The organism is Gemella haemolysans (assembly GCF_901873445.1).
In the GTDB taxonomy this organism is placed as follows: Bacteria; Bacillota; Bacilli; order Staphylococcales; family Gemellaceae; genus Gemella; species Gemella haemolysans_C.
This window is the reverse complement of sequence record NZ_CABFLN010000053.1, coordinates 61683-81085: the sequence shown is the minus strand read 5'-3', so window position 1 is coordinate 81085 and position 19403 is coordinate 61683. Positions and strand designations below refer to the sequence as shown.

Here is a 19403-nt window from a genome sequence, read left to right as displayed (position 1 = left end):
AAATAAATAAAGGAGAAACGTTATGCAAAAATTATTAGATATAACAAATTATATATTAGGTTTAGGACCTACTGTTATCTTACCAATAGCAATCTTTATTTTAGCTATTATATTTAGAGTACCTGTAGGTAAAGCTGTTCGTAGTGCACTAACTATAGGGATTGGGTTTGTAGGTATTAACCTAGTTGTGGGTATTTTAACTACTAATTTAGGCCCTATTACAGAGCAATTAGTAGAAAAATATAGTATTTCATTAAGTACTATTGATGTTGGCTGGCCAGGGGCAGCGGCAGGCTCTTGGGCATCACCTGTAGCAGCAATTTTAATTCCTATATGTGCTTTAGTTAACGTTATTATGATTGCATTAAAACTAACTAGAACATTGGATATTGATATTTGGAACTACTGGCATTTTATTGCAGCTGGAGCAACAGGATACATAGTATCAGGAGGTTCATGGTCATTCAGTATTTTATGTGCTGTTCTATACGAAGTAATGGTATTATTAATGGCAGATAGAACTCAAAAAATGGTTCAAGATGTGTATGGTCTAAAAGGTATCTCATTACCAACAGGATCTACAGCAGCATTCGGATTTGTAGGCATTCCAATTGGTTGGCTGATAGCTAAAATTCCAGTTATTAAAGATATTCATATAGACTCTGAAACAATTCAAAAACGTTTTGGTATCTTTGGTGAACCAATGGTAGTAGGTACATTCTTAGGTATGATTTTACAAGCATTAGTTAACTGGAGAGATGTTGGTTTAGTATTAAAAACAGGTATTGCGATGGGAGCATTCATGTTATTAATGCCTCGTATGGTTAAATTATTAATGGAAGGATTAATCCCAATTTCTGAATCTGTACGTGACTTTATGAAAACGCGTTACAAAGGTAGAGACCTATACATTGGTCTTGACGCTGCGGTTTCAATTGGACATCCATCTAACATTTCAACAGGATTAATCTTAGTTCCAATTACATTACTATTAGCAATCATTATTCCTGGTAACAAAGTTTTACCATTTGGGGACTTAGCTACTATTCCGTTCTACGTATCATTCATCGTAGCAAGTAGAAAAGGGAATATCTTCCACTCAGTATTAGCTGGAACAGTGGTAATTGCTTTATCATTACTTATGGCAACAGACTTCATCGGAGTTCATACGCAAATGATGCAAGGATTAGAACAATATAGTCATGGACATACAAGTTTAAGTTCATTAGACATGGGTGGTAACTTCTTTAACTGGGTTATCTTAAAATTCTCACAATTATTTTATTAAAATATAATTGTTAATAATAAATTTCTATGGCACCATAGTTCTATAATCTTTAGTAGAAAGTAGTTGATTATGGTGCTGTTTTAATTAGAAAAGAGAGGTATATAAAATGAAAGCTTCGGTTATGTACGAGCATAAAAAATTTGAATATAAAGAAATAGAGGAACATAAATTAGGTGAAAATGATATAAGAATAAAAGTTCATTCTTGTGGAATATGTGGCTCAGATATTCACAAGATGCAAACTAAATGGAAATATGGATATCCAGCAGTAATTGGTCATGAATACTGTGGAGAAGTAGTTGGATTTGGAGATAAGGTCACAAAATTTAAGAAAGGTGATAGAGTTGTCTGTGTTCCTTTTATGCCATGTAATGAATGTGAATATTGTAAACAATCCTTATATTCAATGTGTGAAAATTACACTATGATTGGATCACATAGATTCGGTGGTTTTGCAGAATATTCCGTTATACCTGAGGAAAATCTTTTGAAAATAGGAGATTTAGAATATACTAAGGCAAGCTTCATTGAACCATTAGCAGTTGTAATGCATGCAGTTATGGGAATAGATATAAATCTAGGAGATAGTGTTGTTGTATTAGGGGCTGGAACTATAGGAATGTTAGTCTTACAGGCAACTAAGGCTGCAGGAGCTGGGAAAGTAATAGTTGTTGATATTGATGATAGAAAATTAGAATTAGCTAGAAAGTTGGGAGCTACTCAGATTATAAATCCATTATCTGAAAATTTAGAAGAGAAAGTAAACGAATATACTGATGAAAAAGGTGCAGATATTTCTTTAGAATGTGCGGGTAGTGTTGTTACACAAGAGCAGGCCTTATTATTAACTAAGAAGCATGGTAAAGTTGGTTATTTAGGAATTGCTTATAAAGATATAACACTTAAAGAAAAAGCATTTGAGAGCATATTTAGAAAAGAGTTGACTTTAAAAGGTTCTTGGAATTCTTATTCAGCCCCGTTCCCAGGTAGAGAATGGACTAATGCAATAGAATTAATTTCTAAAAATAAAATTGATGTAGAAAGCTTAATTACACATAAATTTACATTGAAAGATGTTGATAAAGCTTTTGAAATGATATTAGGAAGAACAGAACCATTTGGGAAAGTCCTTATTCTTCCAGAATTATAAGAAAAGAGGATAATAATATGTTAGCAGCAGTAAAAACAAAAGTAGGTTATGATAATTTAGAATTATTGGATGTTGAAGAACCTCAAGTATATGGTGATAGGGTAAAAATTAAAGTAGCATACACCGGAATATGTGGGTCGGATATTCATACTTTCAAAGGAGAATATAATGCTAAAGGATTACCAGTTACATTAGGTCATGAGTTTTCGGGAGTTGTAGTTGAAGTAGGACCAGATGTTAAAAATGTGAAAGTTGGGGATAGAGTTACTAGTGAAACTACTTTTGAAACTTGTGAACAATGTATATACTGTAAATCGAAAGATTATAACTTATGTGATAATAGAAAAGGAATAGGTACACAGGCTAACGGTAGTATGGCAAAATATGTATTGTCAAGAGAAGAAAGTTGTCATGTTCTACCAGAAACAGTGAGCTTGAAAGCAGCTTCTTTAACTGAGCCATTAGCATGTTGTACTCACTCTGTTATGGAAAAAACATCAATAAAAGAGGGGGAAACTGTTCTTGTTATTGGGCCGGGACCAATAGGGTTATTAGCTGCACAAGTGGCAAAAGCTAATGGAGCAAAAGTTATAATTACAGGGATTACAAAAGATAAACCACGATTAGATTTAGCTAAAGAAATAGGAATCGATGTGACGGTGGATAGCCTAGTTGAAGATTTAAGAGAAGTTATATTAAAAGAAACTGATGGATATGGTGTTGATAAAATATTTGATTGTTCAGGATCTGTATTCGCAGTAAATAATGCTTTGCCACTTGTTAAGAAAAAAGGTGATTTTGTTCAAATTGGATTATTTGCTAAAAAAATGAATGAACTTAATCAGGAAAGTATTATTCAAAGAGAAATACGCTATATTGGTTCGAGATCTCAAAAACCATCGTCATGGGATTTAGCGTTAGATTTATTAGCAAATAATAAAATTGCTACAGATAAAATGATTACTAAAATATTTTCATTAGAGAACACTCGAAATGCATTTGAAGCGGTAATGTCGGGAAAAGAGATAAAAGTATTAATCAAATCAAATGAAGATATAGAATAATTATTAATACAATAATATAGTTATTTAAGGAGTAGTATGGGATTAAGAGTATCATTTTTCATTCGAAATTCCAACTTTATGCAAAATAACTATTAAATTTAGTTAATCATTCAGTTAATAGAACTAGGGGAATGGGTATATACTATGATAAAGAAATAGGGCCTATAATGATATAGTAATGATTTTTGGGTTCGATTAAACTCCTATATAGAAAAATCTATATAGGAGTTTTTAGTGATACTAAATTTTCTTTAAAAATTCTTCTACTTCTTTTTGAGTTTTAGCTAGTCTAGATACGAATCGACTAACTTCTACATTATTTTTGTAACCTACAAAAGAAGGAATACCAAAAATATCAAGAGCTTGAGCTATTTCCGGATAATCATCACGGTTAACGTAGATAAATTTTATTTCAGGAAACTTGTTCATCGTTTCTTCTAAGTAACGGTCTAACATGATACAATCTGGACACCACGTCGCAGAAAATACAAAGACAATTTTTTCATTATCTTCTTTTAATACTTTAAATTGTTCTATAGAATTTAATTTTTCTATATAATTAAACATATAATCACCTCATTTATGACTAAGATTATATCACAAAAATTAATTGTTAGCATGAAGAATGCTTAGTTTCTAATTTTCATTTTAAGTTTTCATTTTCAATTTTGATTACAAATGTAAGCAAATATATTGAATTTAATTGCTAAATGTTGCATAATATGTGATATAGAGATTAGATTTGTGTGATATAATTATTTATATAAATACTAAACTTTAATTGATAAAAGCTATACAATATTATAGAGGTGAAAATATGGCAAAACATTATGATTATATTGCGATTGGTGGAGGAAGCGGAGGAATAGCTTCAATTAACCGAGCTGCAATGTACAGTGTAAAAGGATTGTTAATAGAGGGAAATGAATTAGGTGGAACATGTGTAAATGTTGGATGTGTTCCTAAAAAAGTTATGTGGCATGCATCACAAATATCTGAGAGTTTAAAATCATATGCTAATGACTATGGATTTAGTTTTGAAAATTTAGAATTTGATTTTTCAAAATTAGTAGGTAATCGTTCTGCATATATTGATAGAATTCATGGTTCTTATGAACGTGGTTTAAATAATAATAAAGTTGATTTAGTAAGAGGATATGCTAAGTTCGTTAACAAAAATACAGTTGAAGTAAATGGAGAACAGTATACTGCTGATCACATACTAATAGCAACTGGTGGACAACCAACTATTCCTAATGTTGAGGGAGCTGAGTATGGTGTTACATCTAATGAAGTTTTTGCGTTAAAACAATTACCAAAACGTATTGCAGTAGTAGGTGCCGGATATATCGCGGTTGAACTTGCTGGAGTGTTCCACGGTCTTGGTGTTGATACTCACTTATTTGTACGACGTGATCGTCCTTTAAGAACTTTTGACAGAGATATAGTAGATACTTTAGTAAAAGTTATAAATGAAGAAGGTCCAATTCTTCACACAAATGCTATTCCTAAAAAAGTTGTGAAGAATGATGATGACAGTGTTACTTTAGTACTTGAAGATGGACGCGAAACAACAGTAGATTTATTAATTTGGGCAATTGGTAGAAAACCGTTGACTGAAAACCTTAATTTAGAAGCCGCAGGTGTAGAACTTGATGAACGTGGATTTATTCCTACAGATAAATTCCAAAATACTAATGTTGAAGGAATTTATGCAGTAGGTGATGTAACAGGGCGCTTAGCGTTAACTCCAGTTGCAGTTGCAGCAGGGCGTAGATTATCAGAAAGATTATTTAATAATAAACCTGAAGAGCACTTAGATTACACTAACGTTGCTACAGTAGTATTCTCACACCCAGCGATTGGTTCTATTGGATATACAGAAGAGCAAGCTATTAAAGAATTTGGTGAAGAAAATATTAAAGTTTATAAATCTTCATTTACTCCAATGTATTCAGCAATAACTAGCCACAGACAACCATGTTTTATGAAACTTATTACTCTTGGTGAAGAGGAGAAAGTTGTAGGATTACATGGAATTGGTTATGGTGTAGATGAAATGATTCAAGGTTTTGCTGTTGCTATTAAAATGGGAGCAACAAAACGTGATTTCGATAACACAGTAGCGATTCACCCAACAGGTTCTGAAGAATTTGTAACAATGAGATAATTTTATAAAAAAATGATTGGCCTTTTCCTAGGTCAATCATTTTTTTCTTGACATTCTATTTTTATAGGAGTATTCTGAGGTTGGGAGGGGATAATAATGAAAAAAATTTTAAAAACAATAATTATTGGAATATTAACTGTGTCGATTGCAACAGGTTGTGCGAGATTCAGTAAAGAGGATAAAGAAACTAATGCTCCAAAAGAATCTTCTAATAAAGTCTTTAGTGAATGGATTGGGAAGAAAGGGATAGATAGTATTAAAATTAACACATTGAAAAACAATGTCAAAATTTATTATCACGATAATGAGACGATTTTAATACAAGGAAGGTACAAAGGAAATTATAAGTATTTTATAGATAATAATTTATTAAATATTACTGCTTTCGCAGAGGAATTAGGTGATAATAGCTTTAACGTATATCTTCCTAATAAAGTATATAAAAATATAAGTCTGGAAAACAGAGATGCAACTTCTAAAATATTTGTAAATGTAGAGAATTTAACCATTAGTAGTAATGATGAGGTTGTAGTTGATGGAGCAGAGATAGGTAATCTTAAAATAGCTACTGATAATAAAAAGGTACAGATTACAAAGGATACTATAAATAAAGCTAAAAATAATACAAAAATTATAGTAGACCAAACAAAGGTAAATTCTATGAATATGCTAACAGAATCTGGAGATATTTTCGCAAAAATTAAAGGAAATAAACAAGATTATCAAATTAATTATAGTAAAAATACAAAGGACATTAAAGATAAACAGATAACAGCAGTTTCAGATAAAGGAAAAATTGAAATTAGCTTTATTTAGATTAGAAAAAAATTTTTCAAAATAAAAAAAGAGAGTGACTCAAAAATCGTGATTTCAAAGAAACAAGATTTTGTCGAGTCACTCTCTTTAGCATTGTATTTAGAATTTTCCATTTTTTATGAAATTTTCTAGTTTTCTTCTATCATTTTCACTCATTCGAATGTGCCTATTTTTTAATTCTCGTGAATTATGTTTTTTTGTTATTTTAGAAACATTATATTTTCTATCTTTTAATTCTTTTATAAACATGTGACAATCTCGTAAAATTGCTCCGTAGCCAAGAGTGGTGTCACGTTCATCATGATCGTCACTTACTACTATAATGTCTATAAAGTGATCGATTCTTAATTCTCGAGTCTTTCTTTCTATCCATTGATCAGCTCTTTCACCAGTTTTTGTATAAACAATAGTGATAGGTGGTTCTTCTTTAATATATTCTTTTGAACGTGTTAGATAAGCGTCAAATACGCAGTAAACGATATAGTTATTGCCACCTGCATATTCGCGAAGCATATCAATTAGAATGTCTCGTTCGGTAGGAAAGGTAGAGCTTTTTATTAAGTCATATTCTTTCATACGAAAAAGTAAATTATAACCGTCAATAAATAAATATTGTTTTTTCATAAAAAGTCCTCCTTTGATAATTTAATTAATTTCTTTCATCATATCTACATGCTCAATTCCTGCATCTAAATATATTATGTCATTAACTCTATTATAACCTAATGATTTATAGAAGTTTTCAGCTTGTATTTGAGCACTAAGTTCGATAATTATTTTTCTTTTTAAAATTTGCTGTGCGATATTTTCACATCCAATAATAAGTTCACGTCCAATTCCTTGACCGCGGTATTCTTTATCAATAACAACGCGTCCAATGTGAATAACGTCTTTATCAAGATCTATAAGTCGTGCAACTCCGATAAGTTTATTATCATTAAAATATCCAATATGAATCGTATTTTCACTATGATCTTTTTCATCAAGTTCAAGTTCGATTGGAACTTTTTGTTCTTTAACAAATACTTCAATACGAAGAGCAAAACCAAGGTTAAGCTCTTCTTTAGATTTTAATATTTTAATCATTAGACTTAATTCTTTCGTACATTATTATACCAGCTGCTACAGAAGCGTTTAAGCTTTGGATTTTCCCTAACATTGGTAGGTGATATAAGAAATCACATTCGTTAGTAACAACTTTGCTCATACCTTCGCCTTCGTTACCGATTACGATAGCTAAAGGTACATCTTTTGCAATTTTTGTGTAATCTTCAGAACGCTCTGCTAATGTTGTTCCAGCAATCCAGAACCCTTTTTCTTTTAATTTTTTAATAGCATCAGTTAGGTTTGATACACGGATAACAGGCATGTGTTCAATTGCTCCTGCAGAAGCTTTAACTGCAGTTTGGCTAACTACAGCGGCACGACGTTTAGGAATTATTATTGCTTTAACACCACTTGCTTCAGCAGTTCGAATTATCGCACCTAGGTTATGTGGATCTTCAATATGGTCTAAAATAAGTAGGGTAGTATCTTTATTAATTTCTAAGTTATTTACTACTTCATCAAGTTCAAAGTAAGAGTATGGCGCAACATAGGCGATAACTCCTTGGTGACGTTCAGTAGTAGAATTGTCTAATTTACGTTTTGGAACTTCTTGGCAAATGATTTTTTTCTCATTAGCAATAGAAAAAATAGATTTTAATCTTCCTTTTTCAATCCCCTCTTGAAATAGAATTTTATTAATTTCACGTCCTGATTTAATTGCTTCAAGTATAGCATTACGACCAGCAATTACTTCTTTATCCAAATCAACTTCAGCAGTTTGAACTTGAGGTTTTTGTTCTTTGTTTTTTAGTCTTAATTCTTTATAGTGTTTATTGTTTTTCTTCATATAATTTTATTATGTAGTTAAACATTTCCTCCAATCTTTCAAAGTTTTTTTCTAAATATAAATAACCGAATACAGCCTCTAAACCAGTAGCTAGTTTATATTCCATAATACTAGCATTTTTTGCTTTAGAGTTATTTTTTTGATTTTTTGCACGGTTATAAATCTTTTCTTCTTGATCTGTTAAAATACTATTGTTTAGTATGTTTTCCATAAAACTTGCTTGGGCTCTAGCAGATACGATTGTAGAAACTGTTTTATGAAGATCATTTATTTTTCCTAAATGATTTTTCATAACGTATTCTCTACTCATTATATCGTAAATACTATCTCCAATATAGGCAAGTGTTAAAGCTTGCATTTGATTTGGATTAGCGAAGTTTTTTTCAGTAAATTTAAATGTTATATTTTTTTCCATCGTACACCTTGTTTTGTATCTTCTAGGATGATTCCTTGTTCTTTTAAGTCATCTCGGATTTTATCAGCTAAAGCGAAATCACGGTTTTTACGAGCGGCTTCACGTTCAGCTATTAAGTTTTCGATATGTTCACTATCAAGAGTGTTGTCTTCTTTTACATTTATTCCTAGAATTGAACTATACGTTTCGAATGCAGCATTGATTAGTTCTAATGTTTCTTTGTTAACAGCTTCTTTTGCTGTATATGAGTTAGAAATTCTTACAATTTCATACCATGAAGAAAGTGCATTTGCTGTATTGAAATCATCTTGCATATATTCTTCAAATTTATTTAGTTCTTCTGTAACTAATGCTACAACTTCTGTATCTAATTTTTCTTCAGTCATTTCATTATTTAATCTGAATTGTAGATTTTGATATGCAGTTTTAATTTTTTCGAAGTTTGTTTTTGCTAATTCAATATTTTCTAATGTGTAGTTAATAGGTGTTCTATAGTGAACTGTCAACATGAATAAACGCAGTACCATAGGGTCAATTTCAGCGATAATATCTTTTACTAAGCGGAAGTTTCCTAAACTTTTACTCATTTTAACATTATCAATATTTATAAATGCATTGTGCATCCAATAATTACTAAATGGTGTATGGTTATGGCATTCAGATTGTGCAATTTCATTTTCGTGATGAGGGAATGTTAGATCTTGACCACCGGCGTGGATATCAATTGTCTCACCTAGAGTTTCTTTAGCCATTACTGAACATTCGATATGCCAACCAGGACGACCTTCTCCAAATGGACTATCCCATTTAACTTCACCTGGCTTAGCTTTTTTCCATAGTGCAAAATCTAGTGGATCTTCCTTGTGTTCTCCAACTTCGATTCGAGCACCACTAATTAAATCATCGATAGACTGTTTACTTAATTTTCCATAGTCCTCTTTTTTACGAGTTCTGAAATAAACATCACCGTCTGCCTCATAGGCATATCCTTCTTCAACTAATTTGGCTATGAATTTGATTATTTCTTGCATATATTCTGTAACTCGAGGATTTTTCGTTGCTCTTTTACATCCTAGGGCATCATAATCCTTAAAGAAAGCATTGATGTACTTATCTGTAAGTTCACTAGTAGAAATTCCTTCTTCATTACTTGCTTTAATAATTTTGTCATCAACGTCAGTAAAGTTAGAGATGAAATCTACTTCATATCCACTATGTTCTAAATATTTTCGTACAACATCAAAGACGATAATAGGACGTGCATTACCGATATGAATATAATTGTATACAGTTGGTCCACAAACATACATTCGGACTTTATTTTTTTCTATTGTTTTTAAAATTTCTTTTTGTTTTGTCAATGTATTATAGAGTTTAATCATAAATAGCTCCTTTTTAATTGGGGGCAAATATGTAAGTGATATACTCCCAAAATTCTCAATTTTTTAATAATTAGAAAAATCTATTACTTAAATTTTAACACAAAATGTTGATAAAATGAATTATTTATTAATATTTCATTAGTGATAGTTGATTTTTAATTGTTTTAAAATTTAATTTGTATTAAAATATATAGTGGATAAAAAATAAAGGATAAGGATAACATGAAATTATCGGATACGATTTATACGACTGATCAACATAAACAATCAAAAGATATATTTCTAATAATACTAGGAACAGTTTTATTCTCAATTTATGCTGGATTGTTAATACCTGTTAATAATATTGGAGCAGGTGGTGCATTAGGATTAAGTTTAGTAATTAATAAAATAACTGGGATAAAAATAGGGACAGCACAATTTGTTTTAAATGTTCCATTATTTTATTTAGGTTATAAGTATATAGGAAGAAAATTTGTAATACTAACAGGATTAGTGATTAGTATTTCATCATTTTTAATTAATAATTTACCTAAGATAATAACTCCTGTTAATCTTGGAGATTCTCTTGTAGCAGCAATCTTCTGTGGAATTATTTCAGGGTTAGCCATGTGTTGTCTGTTGGTTGCTGGAGCTTCAACTGGTGGAACGGATATAACAGGTAAGTTTATTACTAAGCAGTTCAAATATAATTTACCAACAGTTTTTTTAATACAAGATATAACAATATATACAATAGTGTGGATATTTTTTGATATTAAATATGTAATGTATGCACTTGTAATGAGTTTTGTACGTAATCAAACGATGAAAGGTGTTCAAAAATTCTTTTCAGCATATATACAATGTACAATAATTTGTAGTAATCCGGAAAAAATGGTAGAACTGATAAATACTACCTTGCATAGAGGTTCTACAATAATGGATGTTGAAGGTGGATATTCTCATAAGAAAAAAAGAATGATTATAGTAGTTATTCAACAAAATGAGATGCATCTTTTAAGACAATTAGTAGCAAAAAATTGTCCAGAAGCATTTATTACAGTAACTGCGGTTAATACTATAGTTGGTAACTTTAAAGAACACTCATATAGGTTATAAGATAAATAAAATTACGGTTTGAAAACAGTTGTTTTTGAGCCGTATTTATTATAAATTAGTGGAGAATTTATTGAAAATAAAGAAAAGTTAAAAAGGGGAAATAAGTTGATAATTGACCATATTTGATATATAATAACAAGTGAAAAGAAAATTAGGAGGTAAGAAAATGAATTTAATTCCTACAGTAATTGAGCAAACTTCTCAAGGAGAGAGAGCTTATGATATTTATTCAAGATTATTAAAAGATAGAATCATTATTTTAGGGTCTGATGTTAATGATCAAGTAGCTAATTCAATAACAAGTCAACTTTTATTTTTAGAAGCACAAGATAGTGAAAAGGATATCTACTTCTACATAAATTCACCAGGTGGAAGTGTAACAGCTGGATTTGCAATCTATGACACTATGCAACATATTAAATGTGATGTTGTAACTATCTGTATGGGAATGGCAGCGAGTATGGGAGCATTCTTACTTGCAGCAGGAACTATTGGTAAACGTTATGCACTGCCAAATGCTGAGGTAATGATTCACCAACCATTAGGTGGAGCACAAGGTCAAGCAACTGAAATTGAAATAGCAGCTAAACACATTTTAAGAACTCGCGAAAAATTAAACAAAATTTTAGCGGATAGAACTGGACAAACTATTAAAGCTATTGAACGTGATACAGAAAGAGATAACTACTTAACTGCTGAAGAAGCATGTGAATATGGATTAGTTGATAAAGTGATGTATCCAGAAAATAATAAACCACAAAAAAAAGAGAAACCAAAAAAAGCTACGAAAAAGGTTGCTAAAAAATCAGAATAAATAAAAAAGGAATTGGGCATGTAACCCGATTCCTTTTATATTTTCCATATTTTCCCAATGGCATTACGAAACTCGTAATTATCCATAAAGTATTCTACATTTCCGTTAAAATGACGCTTGAATTGAAGAACACTATAATCTGTAGCATCTTCTGAAGTAAACTCTTTAGAAGTTCCAAAGAAGTTGAAAATTCTAAAGTTATTTTTAATAGCGTATTTTATCATTGTGTACATTACTAAATATGAACCATTGAATCTGGAAAATTCTTTTTTCATGCCGCCAGTGAAGTAAATAAGATCTTGTTTTGTCTCGATAAAACTTGCGCAAGATAGATAAATTATATTTTCATTTTCTTCTTTTAAAGAAGAGATTTTTGCTATTTTATCATTATTAAAAGCAATTGATTCATCTATTCTAGTTATTTTGTTTATAGTTTTTTCAGGATTTACTTTCCCACTTTCAAGTTTTTCTTTAAGTTTATTCTTTTCAGTATTAAAATCTTCAATCTCTTTATTTAACTTAGAAATAAGAGAATCACAATCTAAATATGAAACCATAAGATGAAGCTTATTACCTAATGCAGTTTTTAAATTTCTAAAGTATTCACTAGTTCTAATTTGGAAATTTATTCTATCTTCTGTACTTTTGTTTATTGAATCAAATATTGCAGCATCTTCATCGTTGAAAATATCGATTTCTTTTACAGTTATTCCTTCTTTTATAGCTTTGTTTATTGAACGTTTAGCCATAGTGGAAACAGTTTTTAATAAATTATCTTCTGTAAGAGATTCTTCTAGTTCTCTTGAATATATACAACGAGAAGCTAGAGTAGGGTTTGTGAATAAATCATCATTAAGTGGTTTATACCCAAGTGAAGTTAATATTTTGTCTGTTTCTATTGATTCTTTAGTAGTTTCAATATATTCGATATCTTTATAAATACGTTCGTTTAAGAATGGATTCACCCTTACACAAAGGACACGAAAGTCTTTTGAGAAATATTTTTTTAATTCTGTCATATAAAATCTTACTAACTTTGTGTTAGAATAATCCATTATTGGACCATGTTGAGCTGTTACTTTATAGAAGATTTTTTTATAAGGGAAGTAAATAAATGTTGCATATGCTAACACTTCGTCATTTTCTTTTACAGCAAGAATTTTTGTTTTTAAGTTATTGAAATCCTGCATTTTACTATATACAGCAGCTTGTTGTAAGTAGAAACGACTATTGTTTTTTTCTTGAACCTTTTGTAGTTCATCACTGCTAATTTCTGTAAATATCATTAATATGCTCCTTAGAAAATTTTTAATACATACCCATACGATTATATAACAAATTTTAGAAAAAAAAAAGTAATATACTGATATAGAGATATGAGAAAATTTTTTATAGAAAATAATATAATTGAATTTATTATGATTATTTTGGATAACAGAAAAAGTTGTAAACTGATTTTTGTCAATTTACAACTTTTTTTTATATTTTCTTGATTCTTATATTACTTACCATTAGATAAGAACATATTATTACTAATATTAACGTAGCAATGCTTGGTAATTTTATCGGTGCGATAATTGCTAGAATTGTTCCGCAAGTTGTGATAGGTACACCTTGGTAGTATCCATTTTTCATTTTTGTAACGTTGAATCTGGCTAAACGATAAGCACCGCAACATACGTATGCTCCACAGATTATTGCAACTATTGTTGTTAGAATAGCTGATGGTTTTTCAGTAGTAACAAATATTTCAAAAACAAGCATAGCTGGTGCTACTCCAAAACTAACTACGTCACATAGAGAATCTAAGTCGTGACCAATTTCAGAAACAACACCAAGTTTTCTTGCGACGATACCGTCGTATCTATCTGCAAGCATAGCTAATATAATAAAGACAGTTCCCCAAATGAAATATCCGTGAGATGTTGTCAGAATAGACATGAATCCACAAAATATATTACATAAGGTAAGATAATTTGGTATGAAGTTTTTATTCATTTTAAAAGTCAACCTCCAATATTGATATTATAATTATAGTACAAATTTGAAATAATGTCTAAGAAAATATAAAATTTCTAATAATTAAGGTTTGAAAATTTATATTAGTACGGTGTTGTTTATCACGTAATAAACTGTTATAATTAATGTACAGTCGAATTTTGGGAGGCACACTATGGAAAAGAATTTAAAAAATTTAAATTTCATAAAAATTATTAAAGAGTTATCTATTATTTCTTTTGGATGTGCAATTTATTCTTTTGCTATTATGCATTTTAATGTTCCAAACAAACTTGCGGAAGGTGGAGGAACGGGGGTAGCATTGTTATTTTATTATGCTATTGGTATACCAGTATCTATCGGGACTATATTAGTAAATATTCCTCTTTTGATTATTGGATATAAAATGTTAGATAAAAAAACTATGTTGTATACAGTATATGGAATTTTTATGATAACATTTTGGATTGGAATATTTGAAAAGTATCATATAGCTATAGATATAGGGGGAGATAGACTTCTGGCTTCAGTATTTGGAGGTATAATAGCTGGAATTGGTCTTGGAATAGTCTTTTTAGCAGGTGGAACAACCGGGGGAGTAGATATTGTTGCTAAGATTGTTCAACTATATACAGGGAGTTCTATTGGGAGAATAATACAGATTCTTGATGGAGTAATTATAGCTTTAACATTTGTAGTAGTTAAAAGTTTTCCTGCGATATTATATACATTAATTTATATTTTTATTTGTACTAAGATGATTGACTATGTTGTTGAAGGTGGTGTTCCTGGAAAAGGAGTAATGATTGTTTCATCTGAGATTGAGCTAATTACAAAACGAATACAGGAAGATATGAATCGAGGATTGACATATATTAAAGGTCAAGGAAGTTATTCTAAGAAAGATTTGAATATAGGATATTGTGTAGTCTCAAGAAATGAAATAGGGAAAGTGAAATCTATCGTTTATAATATTGATCCACGGGCATTTGTAACAATCACCGAAGTGCATGACATTATTGGTGAAGGATTTAGTTTTGATCAACCGAAAAAAACGAGATTATCATTCAAAAATAAATTATAAAAAAGGATGTATGGGAGCGACTTTATAAAAATGATTTTTGTTAATCATAAAGTTAAGTCGCTCCGTTGCTATTTAATATAAGGAGGAAAGAATCAAAAATAATATGGTTAAAAATTATTATATAAGATTAGTAAGTTTAATATTATTAATAGCTGTTTGTTGTTCAGTATTTGGACAGATACTATTAAAACTAATAGAGATGACAAGTGGTTACTATAAGTATTTGATAGTATTAACACCTATAATATTACTTTTCACAAAATTTAGTAATAAGTATTTAAAAACTAATATGATAGGAATGAAATATTTTATTGAAGGTGCAACTGATAAAAAAGATAAAGTATCATGGAGTTTTCCGTTTATATTAACGTTAAATACTTTATTGGCACATGTTTTTGGAGTAAGTGTTGGACGTGAAGGGGTTGCTGTACAATTAGGCGGAGCTATTGGAGGTAATCTCGCTGGAGAAGATTTCAGTAAGGAGAAAAAACAATTCTTTGTTAAATTAGGAATGATTTGCGGTTTTGCAGGATTATTTCAGACACCACTTGCTGCGATAGTATTTATTTTAGAAGTTGTTAGTGAAAAATTTAATTTAACAGTCACTAAGGTATATGAATATATAACATATATTATCGGAGCATATATTAGTGCATTTGTTTCGCATAAATTAGGTTTAGAAAAATTCTTTGTAGGAATAGACGCAAGTAAGGTGAATATAAATATTGAGTTATTAATAAAGATAATTTTAATAGGCATAGTTTTTGTATTTGTAGGAATTTTCTTTGTTATTCTTCAAAGAAAAATTAAAGAATTAGTAGCATTAAACGATAAAATCAGTTGGATTCTTTTAGTTGTTTTTATTTTAGTTAGTATTGTTTTCGAATATAGATATGCATCGTTAGGAACGAATTTGATTGGCCTTTCTTTTACAAACTTTGAACAAATTCAAATTTATGATTTTATACTGAAGATTATATTAACAACGATTTGTGCAGGGATTGGTTTTAGTGGCGGAGAGGTTACGCCATTATTTGCGATAGGAGCCACGTGTGGGGTAATTTTAGGAACTTATTTAGGATTACCTATTTTAGTAACAGCAGCACTAGGTTATTGCCTTGTATTCTCAGCAGCTACCAAAACGTACATTGCTCCTACTCTTCTTGCTTTAGAAGTATTTGGTTATAAGCTTATGTTTTTTGCAATTGTACCTGCATTTTTAATTTACTTAATAAATAAAAAGTATAGTATATATAAGTAGTAAAGATATAGAAGAAACCCTAGTGTGAATAATCACACTAGGGTTTAGTTTTTAGAGTCCAAGTATATTAAGTATTTCTTTTTTATATTTTAATTTTTGTTCATCTTGATTTTCTTTATCAAGATTTATTTTAATTTCTGATACTATTTCACCAGGTTTGTTTTTTATGATATAAATTCTATCACTAAGATCAATAGCTTCATTGATATCGTGTGTAATAAGCAGAGTAGTTAGGTCAAGTTTATTCTTAATTTCTAAATACCAAGAGTGTAGTGAAATTTTAGTAATAGCATCGAGTGCGCTGAAGGGTTCATCTAGTAAGAATAGTTCTTCTTTAAACATATATGTACGAAGTAACGCGATTCTTTGACGCATACCTCCACTTAACTCGCTAGGATATTTATCTTTATATTCGTAAAGGTTAAATAATTTTAGACTATTTATTGCTTCTTCTTCAGCTTCTTTTTTACTGATTTTTCTTATTAGAAGCGGAAGTGTTATATTTTGAATAATAGTCTTATGCTCTAGTAGTAAATCTTTTTGAAGCATATAACTTACACGACCTTTGTAGTCTGTGTTACCTTTTATTGATATCTCACCGCTTTGGAGAGGATTAATACCAGCGATAATATTAAAAAGTGTAGTTTTACCAACACCACTACCACCAAGTATTGATACGACTTCGCCTTTATCGACGTATATATTTATATCATGTAATATTTTATTGTTCGGATAATTGAAAGATAAGTTTTTTATTGATAATATGTTCATTATTTTATAAAGTCATTGCTGAATCCAGTATTTTCTGCAAGAGGTTTTTCAGTGATTTTGTTGTCGTTAACCCAACGGTAGAATGCATTCCATCTGTTAGCGTCGAATTCACCCCAGTGATCTTTGTTTGATGCATATTGTTTAGATAAATATTTTTGAGATTCAACGATGAAATCTTTTTTATCTTTTAATTCTGGAGCATTTTTTATTAAAATCTCTGCAGCTTCTTCAGGATGTTCAATAGCATAGACATATCCTTTCTTAATAGCTTTAAGAACTTTTTTAGCTTCTTCTTTATTTTCTTTTAGGTAATCATTATTAGCAATAATTACTGGAGAATAGTAGTCTAAGTCTTTATTGAAATCTTTTAAGTAGAAGTAGTTAATATCTAATTTCATACTTTCTGCTAATTTACCATCCCAAGCATAGTAAATCCAAGCAGCATCGAAAAGACCGTTTTCTAATGGAGTAACAGAATTAGTATCTGTGTTTGGAGCTAAGTTTAATTTATTAGCGTCTCCTCCTTGTTTTTGAATTAGTGATTTAACCATTGCTAATTCTACTGGATCATTCCAAGTTCCGTATTTTTTACCTTGTAAATCTTTTGGTTCTTTAATGTTGTTTTTCTTAAGTGAAATGATACCAGAAGTGTTGTGTTCGATAATAGCAGCAACTGCAGTGATTCCTGCTCCTTTAGAAAGTTTGTTAGCCATTGAATCTTGGTAATAAATTCCAAAAGGTGCTTTATTGTTAATAATTAAATCAGAAGTACTGTCTTCAGGTGCTGGTTTAATATCAAGATCGATACCTTCTTCAGCAAAGTATCCTTTTTCCTTCGCTACATATAGACCTGTATGGTTAGTATTAATCGCCCAGTCAAGAACGAAGTCAACTTTTTTAAGTTCTTTTTTCTCTGCATTTTTATTAACTGTGCTACATGCAGTTAATGAAATTGCTAAGATAAATGCAAAAATGCTAGTTAATATCTTTTTCATGATTTTCTCCTATATATTTCCATTTAATAAATTTTTTCTCACTTAGTTTAACAAGTTCAATACTTAGTAAACTAATAACTGATACTAATATGATAATTGCAAACATAGTATCATATTCAAAAAGTTTTTTTGCTTTAATCATGTATACTCCAAGTCCTTCAAATCCTCCAAGCCATTCAGCTACCACTGCAGCGATAAATGCATAAGAGACGCTGACTCTAAGCCCTGCATAGAAATAGCTAAGACTAGTAGGAATTTTAACATGCCAAAGTATTTGGAATTTACTCGCATTCATAAGACGTAATAGAGTAATCATATCTTTATCACAGTTTCTAAATCCATCTAGAATACTAACAACTATTGGGAATGTTGTCGTTAAAACAATCAATACAATCTTAGGAGTTAGTCCATATCCAAGCCAAAGAACAAGGATAGGTGCTATGGCTATAGTTGGAATGGTTTGAGTTAGTACTAAAAGTGGATAAATGGTCTTATTAAATATTGGTATACTATCCATAATTAAAGCAAGAAGCCAAGCTATGACTATTCCTAGGAATAATCCTATTATAGCTTCGAGTAGGGTGATTTTGCTGTGAAATATTAATAGTTGATAGTTTTTTATAAATGCTTTTACTATTTCAATGGGTGTTGGAATAATGTATTTAGGTAATAAACCAAGGTTTCCAGCACCTTGCCAAATTATGACTAAGCACAACATAGAAATAGTTGCAGCGTATTTATTAATTAAATTTGCTAATTTTCTCATCAATAGTTAAAACATCTCCGTAGTTAATTTTCACATTTGCAAAAATATTTTTGCTGTCCTCACCCGCTAGGACTAAACATTCTTTTAATGTATTCATAAGGTCATTAAATTCTCCTTCGATGACTGTTTCAAATGGAGTTACCTTAATATTAGAATGTTTATTTTGTAGAAAATAGATAACTTTATCTATAATTTCTATTCTTCCAACATGGTTATCAAGTGGAAGAATTTGTAATGCAATACTGCAATTTATCAAAATAAAAAACCTCCTTACAATATAAGGGGGGTCTAAGTTTTGTCTTTAAGCTAAGTCTACCTACGCTGGCATTATCCAGATCAGGCGCGGTCGAAATATTGATATTTCCTCTCAGACTGTTCACAGACTCCCGTATAAATAATTATAGCATAACGGTAAAATAATTCAATAAAAGTGC

Annotated in this window: 21 protein-coding genes; 9 read left to right on the top strand and 12 right to left on the bottom strand. The window is 30.2% G+C overall.

Features of this window, described 5'->3' with window-relative positions:
* Nucleotides 1-22 precede the first annotated feature (22 nt).
* From JX287_RS06870 to JX287_RS06860, 3 genes are all read left to right on the top strand, one after another.
* The gene (locus JX287_RS06870; protein ID WP_003147182.1) at nt 23-1288 is read left to right on the top strand and encodes a PTS galactitol transporter subunit IIC; all 1266 of its coding nucleotides are present in this window, start codon (nt 23-25) and stop codon (nt 1286-1288) included.
* A gap of 106 nt (nt 1289-1394) precedes the next feature.
* Complete coding sequence (locus JX287_RS06865) at nt 1395-2438, top strand: galactitol-1-phosphate 5-dehydrogenase (protein ID WP_204644054.1); 1044 nt, start codon at nt 1395-1397, stop codon at nt 2436-2438.
* Nucleotides 2439-2455: 17 nt separating this feature from the next.
* Complete coding sequence (locus JX287_RS06860) at nt 2456-3502, top strand: zinc-binding dehydrogenase (RefSeq protein WP_204644052.1); 1047 nt, start codon at nt 2456-2458, stop codon at nt 3500-3502.
* A gap of 240 nt (nt 3503-3742) precedes the next feature.
* Here the strand turns inward: JX287_RS06860 and JX287_RS06855 are convergent, their stop codons facing one another.
* Nucleotides 3743-4069 carry a thioredoxin family protein gene (locus JX287_RS06855; RefSeq protein WP_204644050.1) on the bottom strand — a complete coding sequence of 109 codons (327 nt, stop codon included), beginning with the start codon at nt 4067-4069 and terminating at the stop codon, nt 3743-3745.
* A 250-nt stretch (nt 4070-4319) separates the two neighbouring features.
* Here JX287_RS06855 and gorA point away from each other — a divergent pair, with 250 nt between their 5' ends.
* Together gorA and JX287_RS06845 are read left to right on the top strand one after the other, a co-directional pair.
* Nucleotides 4320-5672: a glutathione-disulfide reductase gene (gene gorA, locus JX287_RS06850; RefSeq protein ID WP_204644048.1), complete on the top strand. Its 1353-nt coding sequence runs from the start codon at nt 4320-4322 to the stop codon at nt 5670-5672.
* A 96-nt stretch (nt 5673-5768) separates the two neighbouring features.
* Nucleotides 5769-6488, top strand: a complete 720-nt coding sequence (locus JX287_RS06845) for a hypothetical protein (RefSeq protein ID WP_204644046.1) — start codon at nt 5769-5771, stop codon at nt 6486-6488.
* A gap of 99 nt (nt 6489-6587) precedes the next feature.
* Here JX287_RS06845 and JX287_RS06840 read toward each other — a convergent pair whose 3' ends face one another.
* From JX287_RS06840 to cysS, 5 genes are read right to left on the bottom strand one after another with little or no spacing between them, the layout of a single operon-like run.
* The gene (locus JX287_RS06840) at nt 6588-7112 is read right to left on the bottom strand and encodes an NYN domain-containing protein (RefSeq protein ID WP_204644044.1); all 525 of its coding nucleotides are present in this window, start codon (nt 7110-7112) and stop codon (nt 6588-6590) included.
* Between the two features lie 21 nt (nt 7113-7133).
* Nucleotides 7134-7574, bottom strand: a complete 441-nt coding sequence (locus tag JX287_RS06835; protein ID WP_204644042.1) for a GNAT family N-acetyltransferase — start codon at nt 7572-7574, stop codon at nt 7134-7136.
* A complete protein-coding gene (rlmB, locus tag JX287_RS06830; protein WP_204644039.1) occupies nt 7567-8382 on the bottom strand; it encodes a 23S rRNA (guanosine(2251)-2'-O)-methyltransferase RlmB in 816 nt (271 codons plus the stop codon). Before rlmB ends, JX287_RS06835 begins: the two co-directional genes overlap by 8 nt.
* Nucleotides 8366-8797: a Mini-ribonuclease 3 gene (locus JX287_RS06825; RefSeq protein ID WP_204644037.1), complete on the bottom strand. Its 432-nt coding sequence runs from the start codon at nt 8795-8797 to the stop codon at nt 8366-8368. Before JX287_RS06825 ends, rlmB begins: the two co-directional genes overlap by 17 nt.
* Complete coding sequence (gene cysS / locus JX287_RS06820) at nt 8782-10179, bottom strand: cysteine--tRNA ligase (protein WP_204644035.1); 1398 nt, start codon at nt 10177-10179, stop codon at nt 8782-8784. Before cysS ends, JX287_RS06825 begins: the two co-directional genes overlap by 16 nt.
* Before the next feature lie 222 nt (nt 10180-10401).
* Between cysS and JX287_RS06815 the strand changes: the two genes are divergently transcribed.
* Nucleotides 10402-11280: a YitT family protein gene (locus JX287_RS06815; protein ID WP_003147170.1), complete on the top strand. Its 879-nt coding sequence runs from the start codon at nt 10402-10404 to the stop codon at nt 11278-11280.
* A 166-nt stretch (nt 11281-11446) separates the two neighbouring features.
* Entirely contained in the window at nt 11447-12094 is a 648-nt protein-coding gene (gene clpP / locus JX287_RS06810) for an ATP-dependent Clp endopeptidase proteolytic subunit ClpP (RefSeq protein ID WP_102169953.1), read from the top strand.
* Between the two features lie 35 nt (nt 12095-12129).
* On the opposite strand, the gene JX287_RS06805 is transcribed toward clpP, so the two are convergent.
* Complete coding sequence (locus JX287_RS06805) at nt 12130-13380, bottom strand: peptidoglycan bridge formation glycyltransferase FemA/FemB family protein (RefSeq protein ID WP_204644033.1); 1251 nt, start codon at nt 13378-13380, stop codon at nt 12130-12132.
* A 193-nt stretch (nt 13381-13573) separates the two neighbouring features.
* Nucleotides 13574-14092: a CDP-diacylglycerol--serine O-phosphatidyltransferase gene (gene pssA, locus JX287_RS06800; protein WP_204644021.1), complete on the bottom strand. Its 519-nt coding sequence runs from the start codon at nt 14090-14092 to the stop codon at nt 13574-13576.
* A gap of 175 nt (nt 14093-14267) precedes the next feature.
* Here pssA and JX287_RS06795 point away from each other — a divergent pair, with 175 nt between their 5' ends.
* A complete protein-coding gene (locus JX287_RS06795; protein WP_204644018.1) occupies nt 14268-15176 on the top strand; it encodes a YitT family protein in 909 nt (302 codons plus the stop codon).
* 103 nt (nt 15177-15279) lie between these two features.
* A complete protein-coding gene (locus tag JX287_RS06790; protein ID WP_204644016.1) occupies nt 15280-16437 on the top strand; it encodes a chloride channel protein in 1158 nt (385 codons plus the stop codon).
* A 51-nt stretch (nt 16438-16488) separates the two neighbouring features.
* Here the strand turns inward: JX287_RS06790 and JX287_RS06785 are convergent, their stop codons facing one another.
* Genes JX287_RS06785 through JX287_RS06770 form a run of 4 tightly spaced genes read right to left on the bottom strand, consistent with a single transcriptional unit; the run spans nt 16489 to nt 19225 of the window.
* Nucleotides 16489-17208 (bottom strand): ABC transporter ATP-binding protein, encoded by a 720-nt coding sequence (locus JX287_RS06785; protein ID WP_204644008.1) that lies wholly within the window; start codon nt 17206-17208, stop codon nt 16489-16491.
* Nucleotides 17208-18203: an ABC transporter substrate-binding protein gene (locus tag JX287_RS06780; RefSeq protein ID WP_204644006.1), complete on the bottom strand. Its 996-nt coding sequence runs from the start codon at nt 18201-18203 to the stop codon at nt 17208-17210. Before JX287_RS06780 ends, JX287_RS06785 begins: the two co-directional genes overlap by 1 nt.
* On the bottom strand, nt 18184-18969 hold the full coding sequence (locus JX287_RS06775) for an ABC transporter permease (RefSeq protein ID WP_204644004.1): 786 nt from the start codon (nt 18967-18969) through the stop codon (nt 18184-18186). The genes JX287_RS06780 and JX287_RS06775 overlap by 20 nt, the downstream gene beginning before the upstream one ends.
* Nucleotides 18944-19225 (bottom strand): thiamine-binding protein, encoded by a 282-nt coding sequence (locus tag JX287_RS06770; protein ID WP_204644002.1) that lies wholly within the window; start codon nt 19223-19225, stop codon nt 18944-18946. Before JX287_RS06770 ends, JX287_RS06775 begins: the two co-directional genes overlap by 26 nt.
* Nucleotides 19226-19403: the final 178 nt, after the last annotated feature.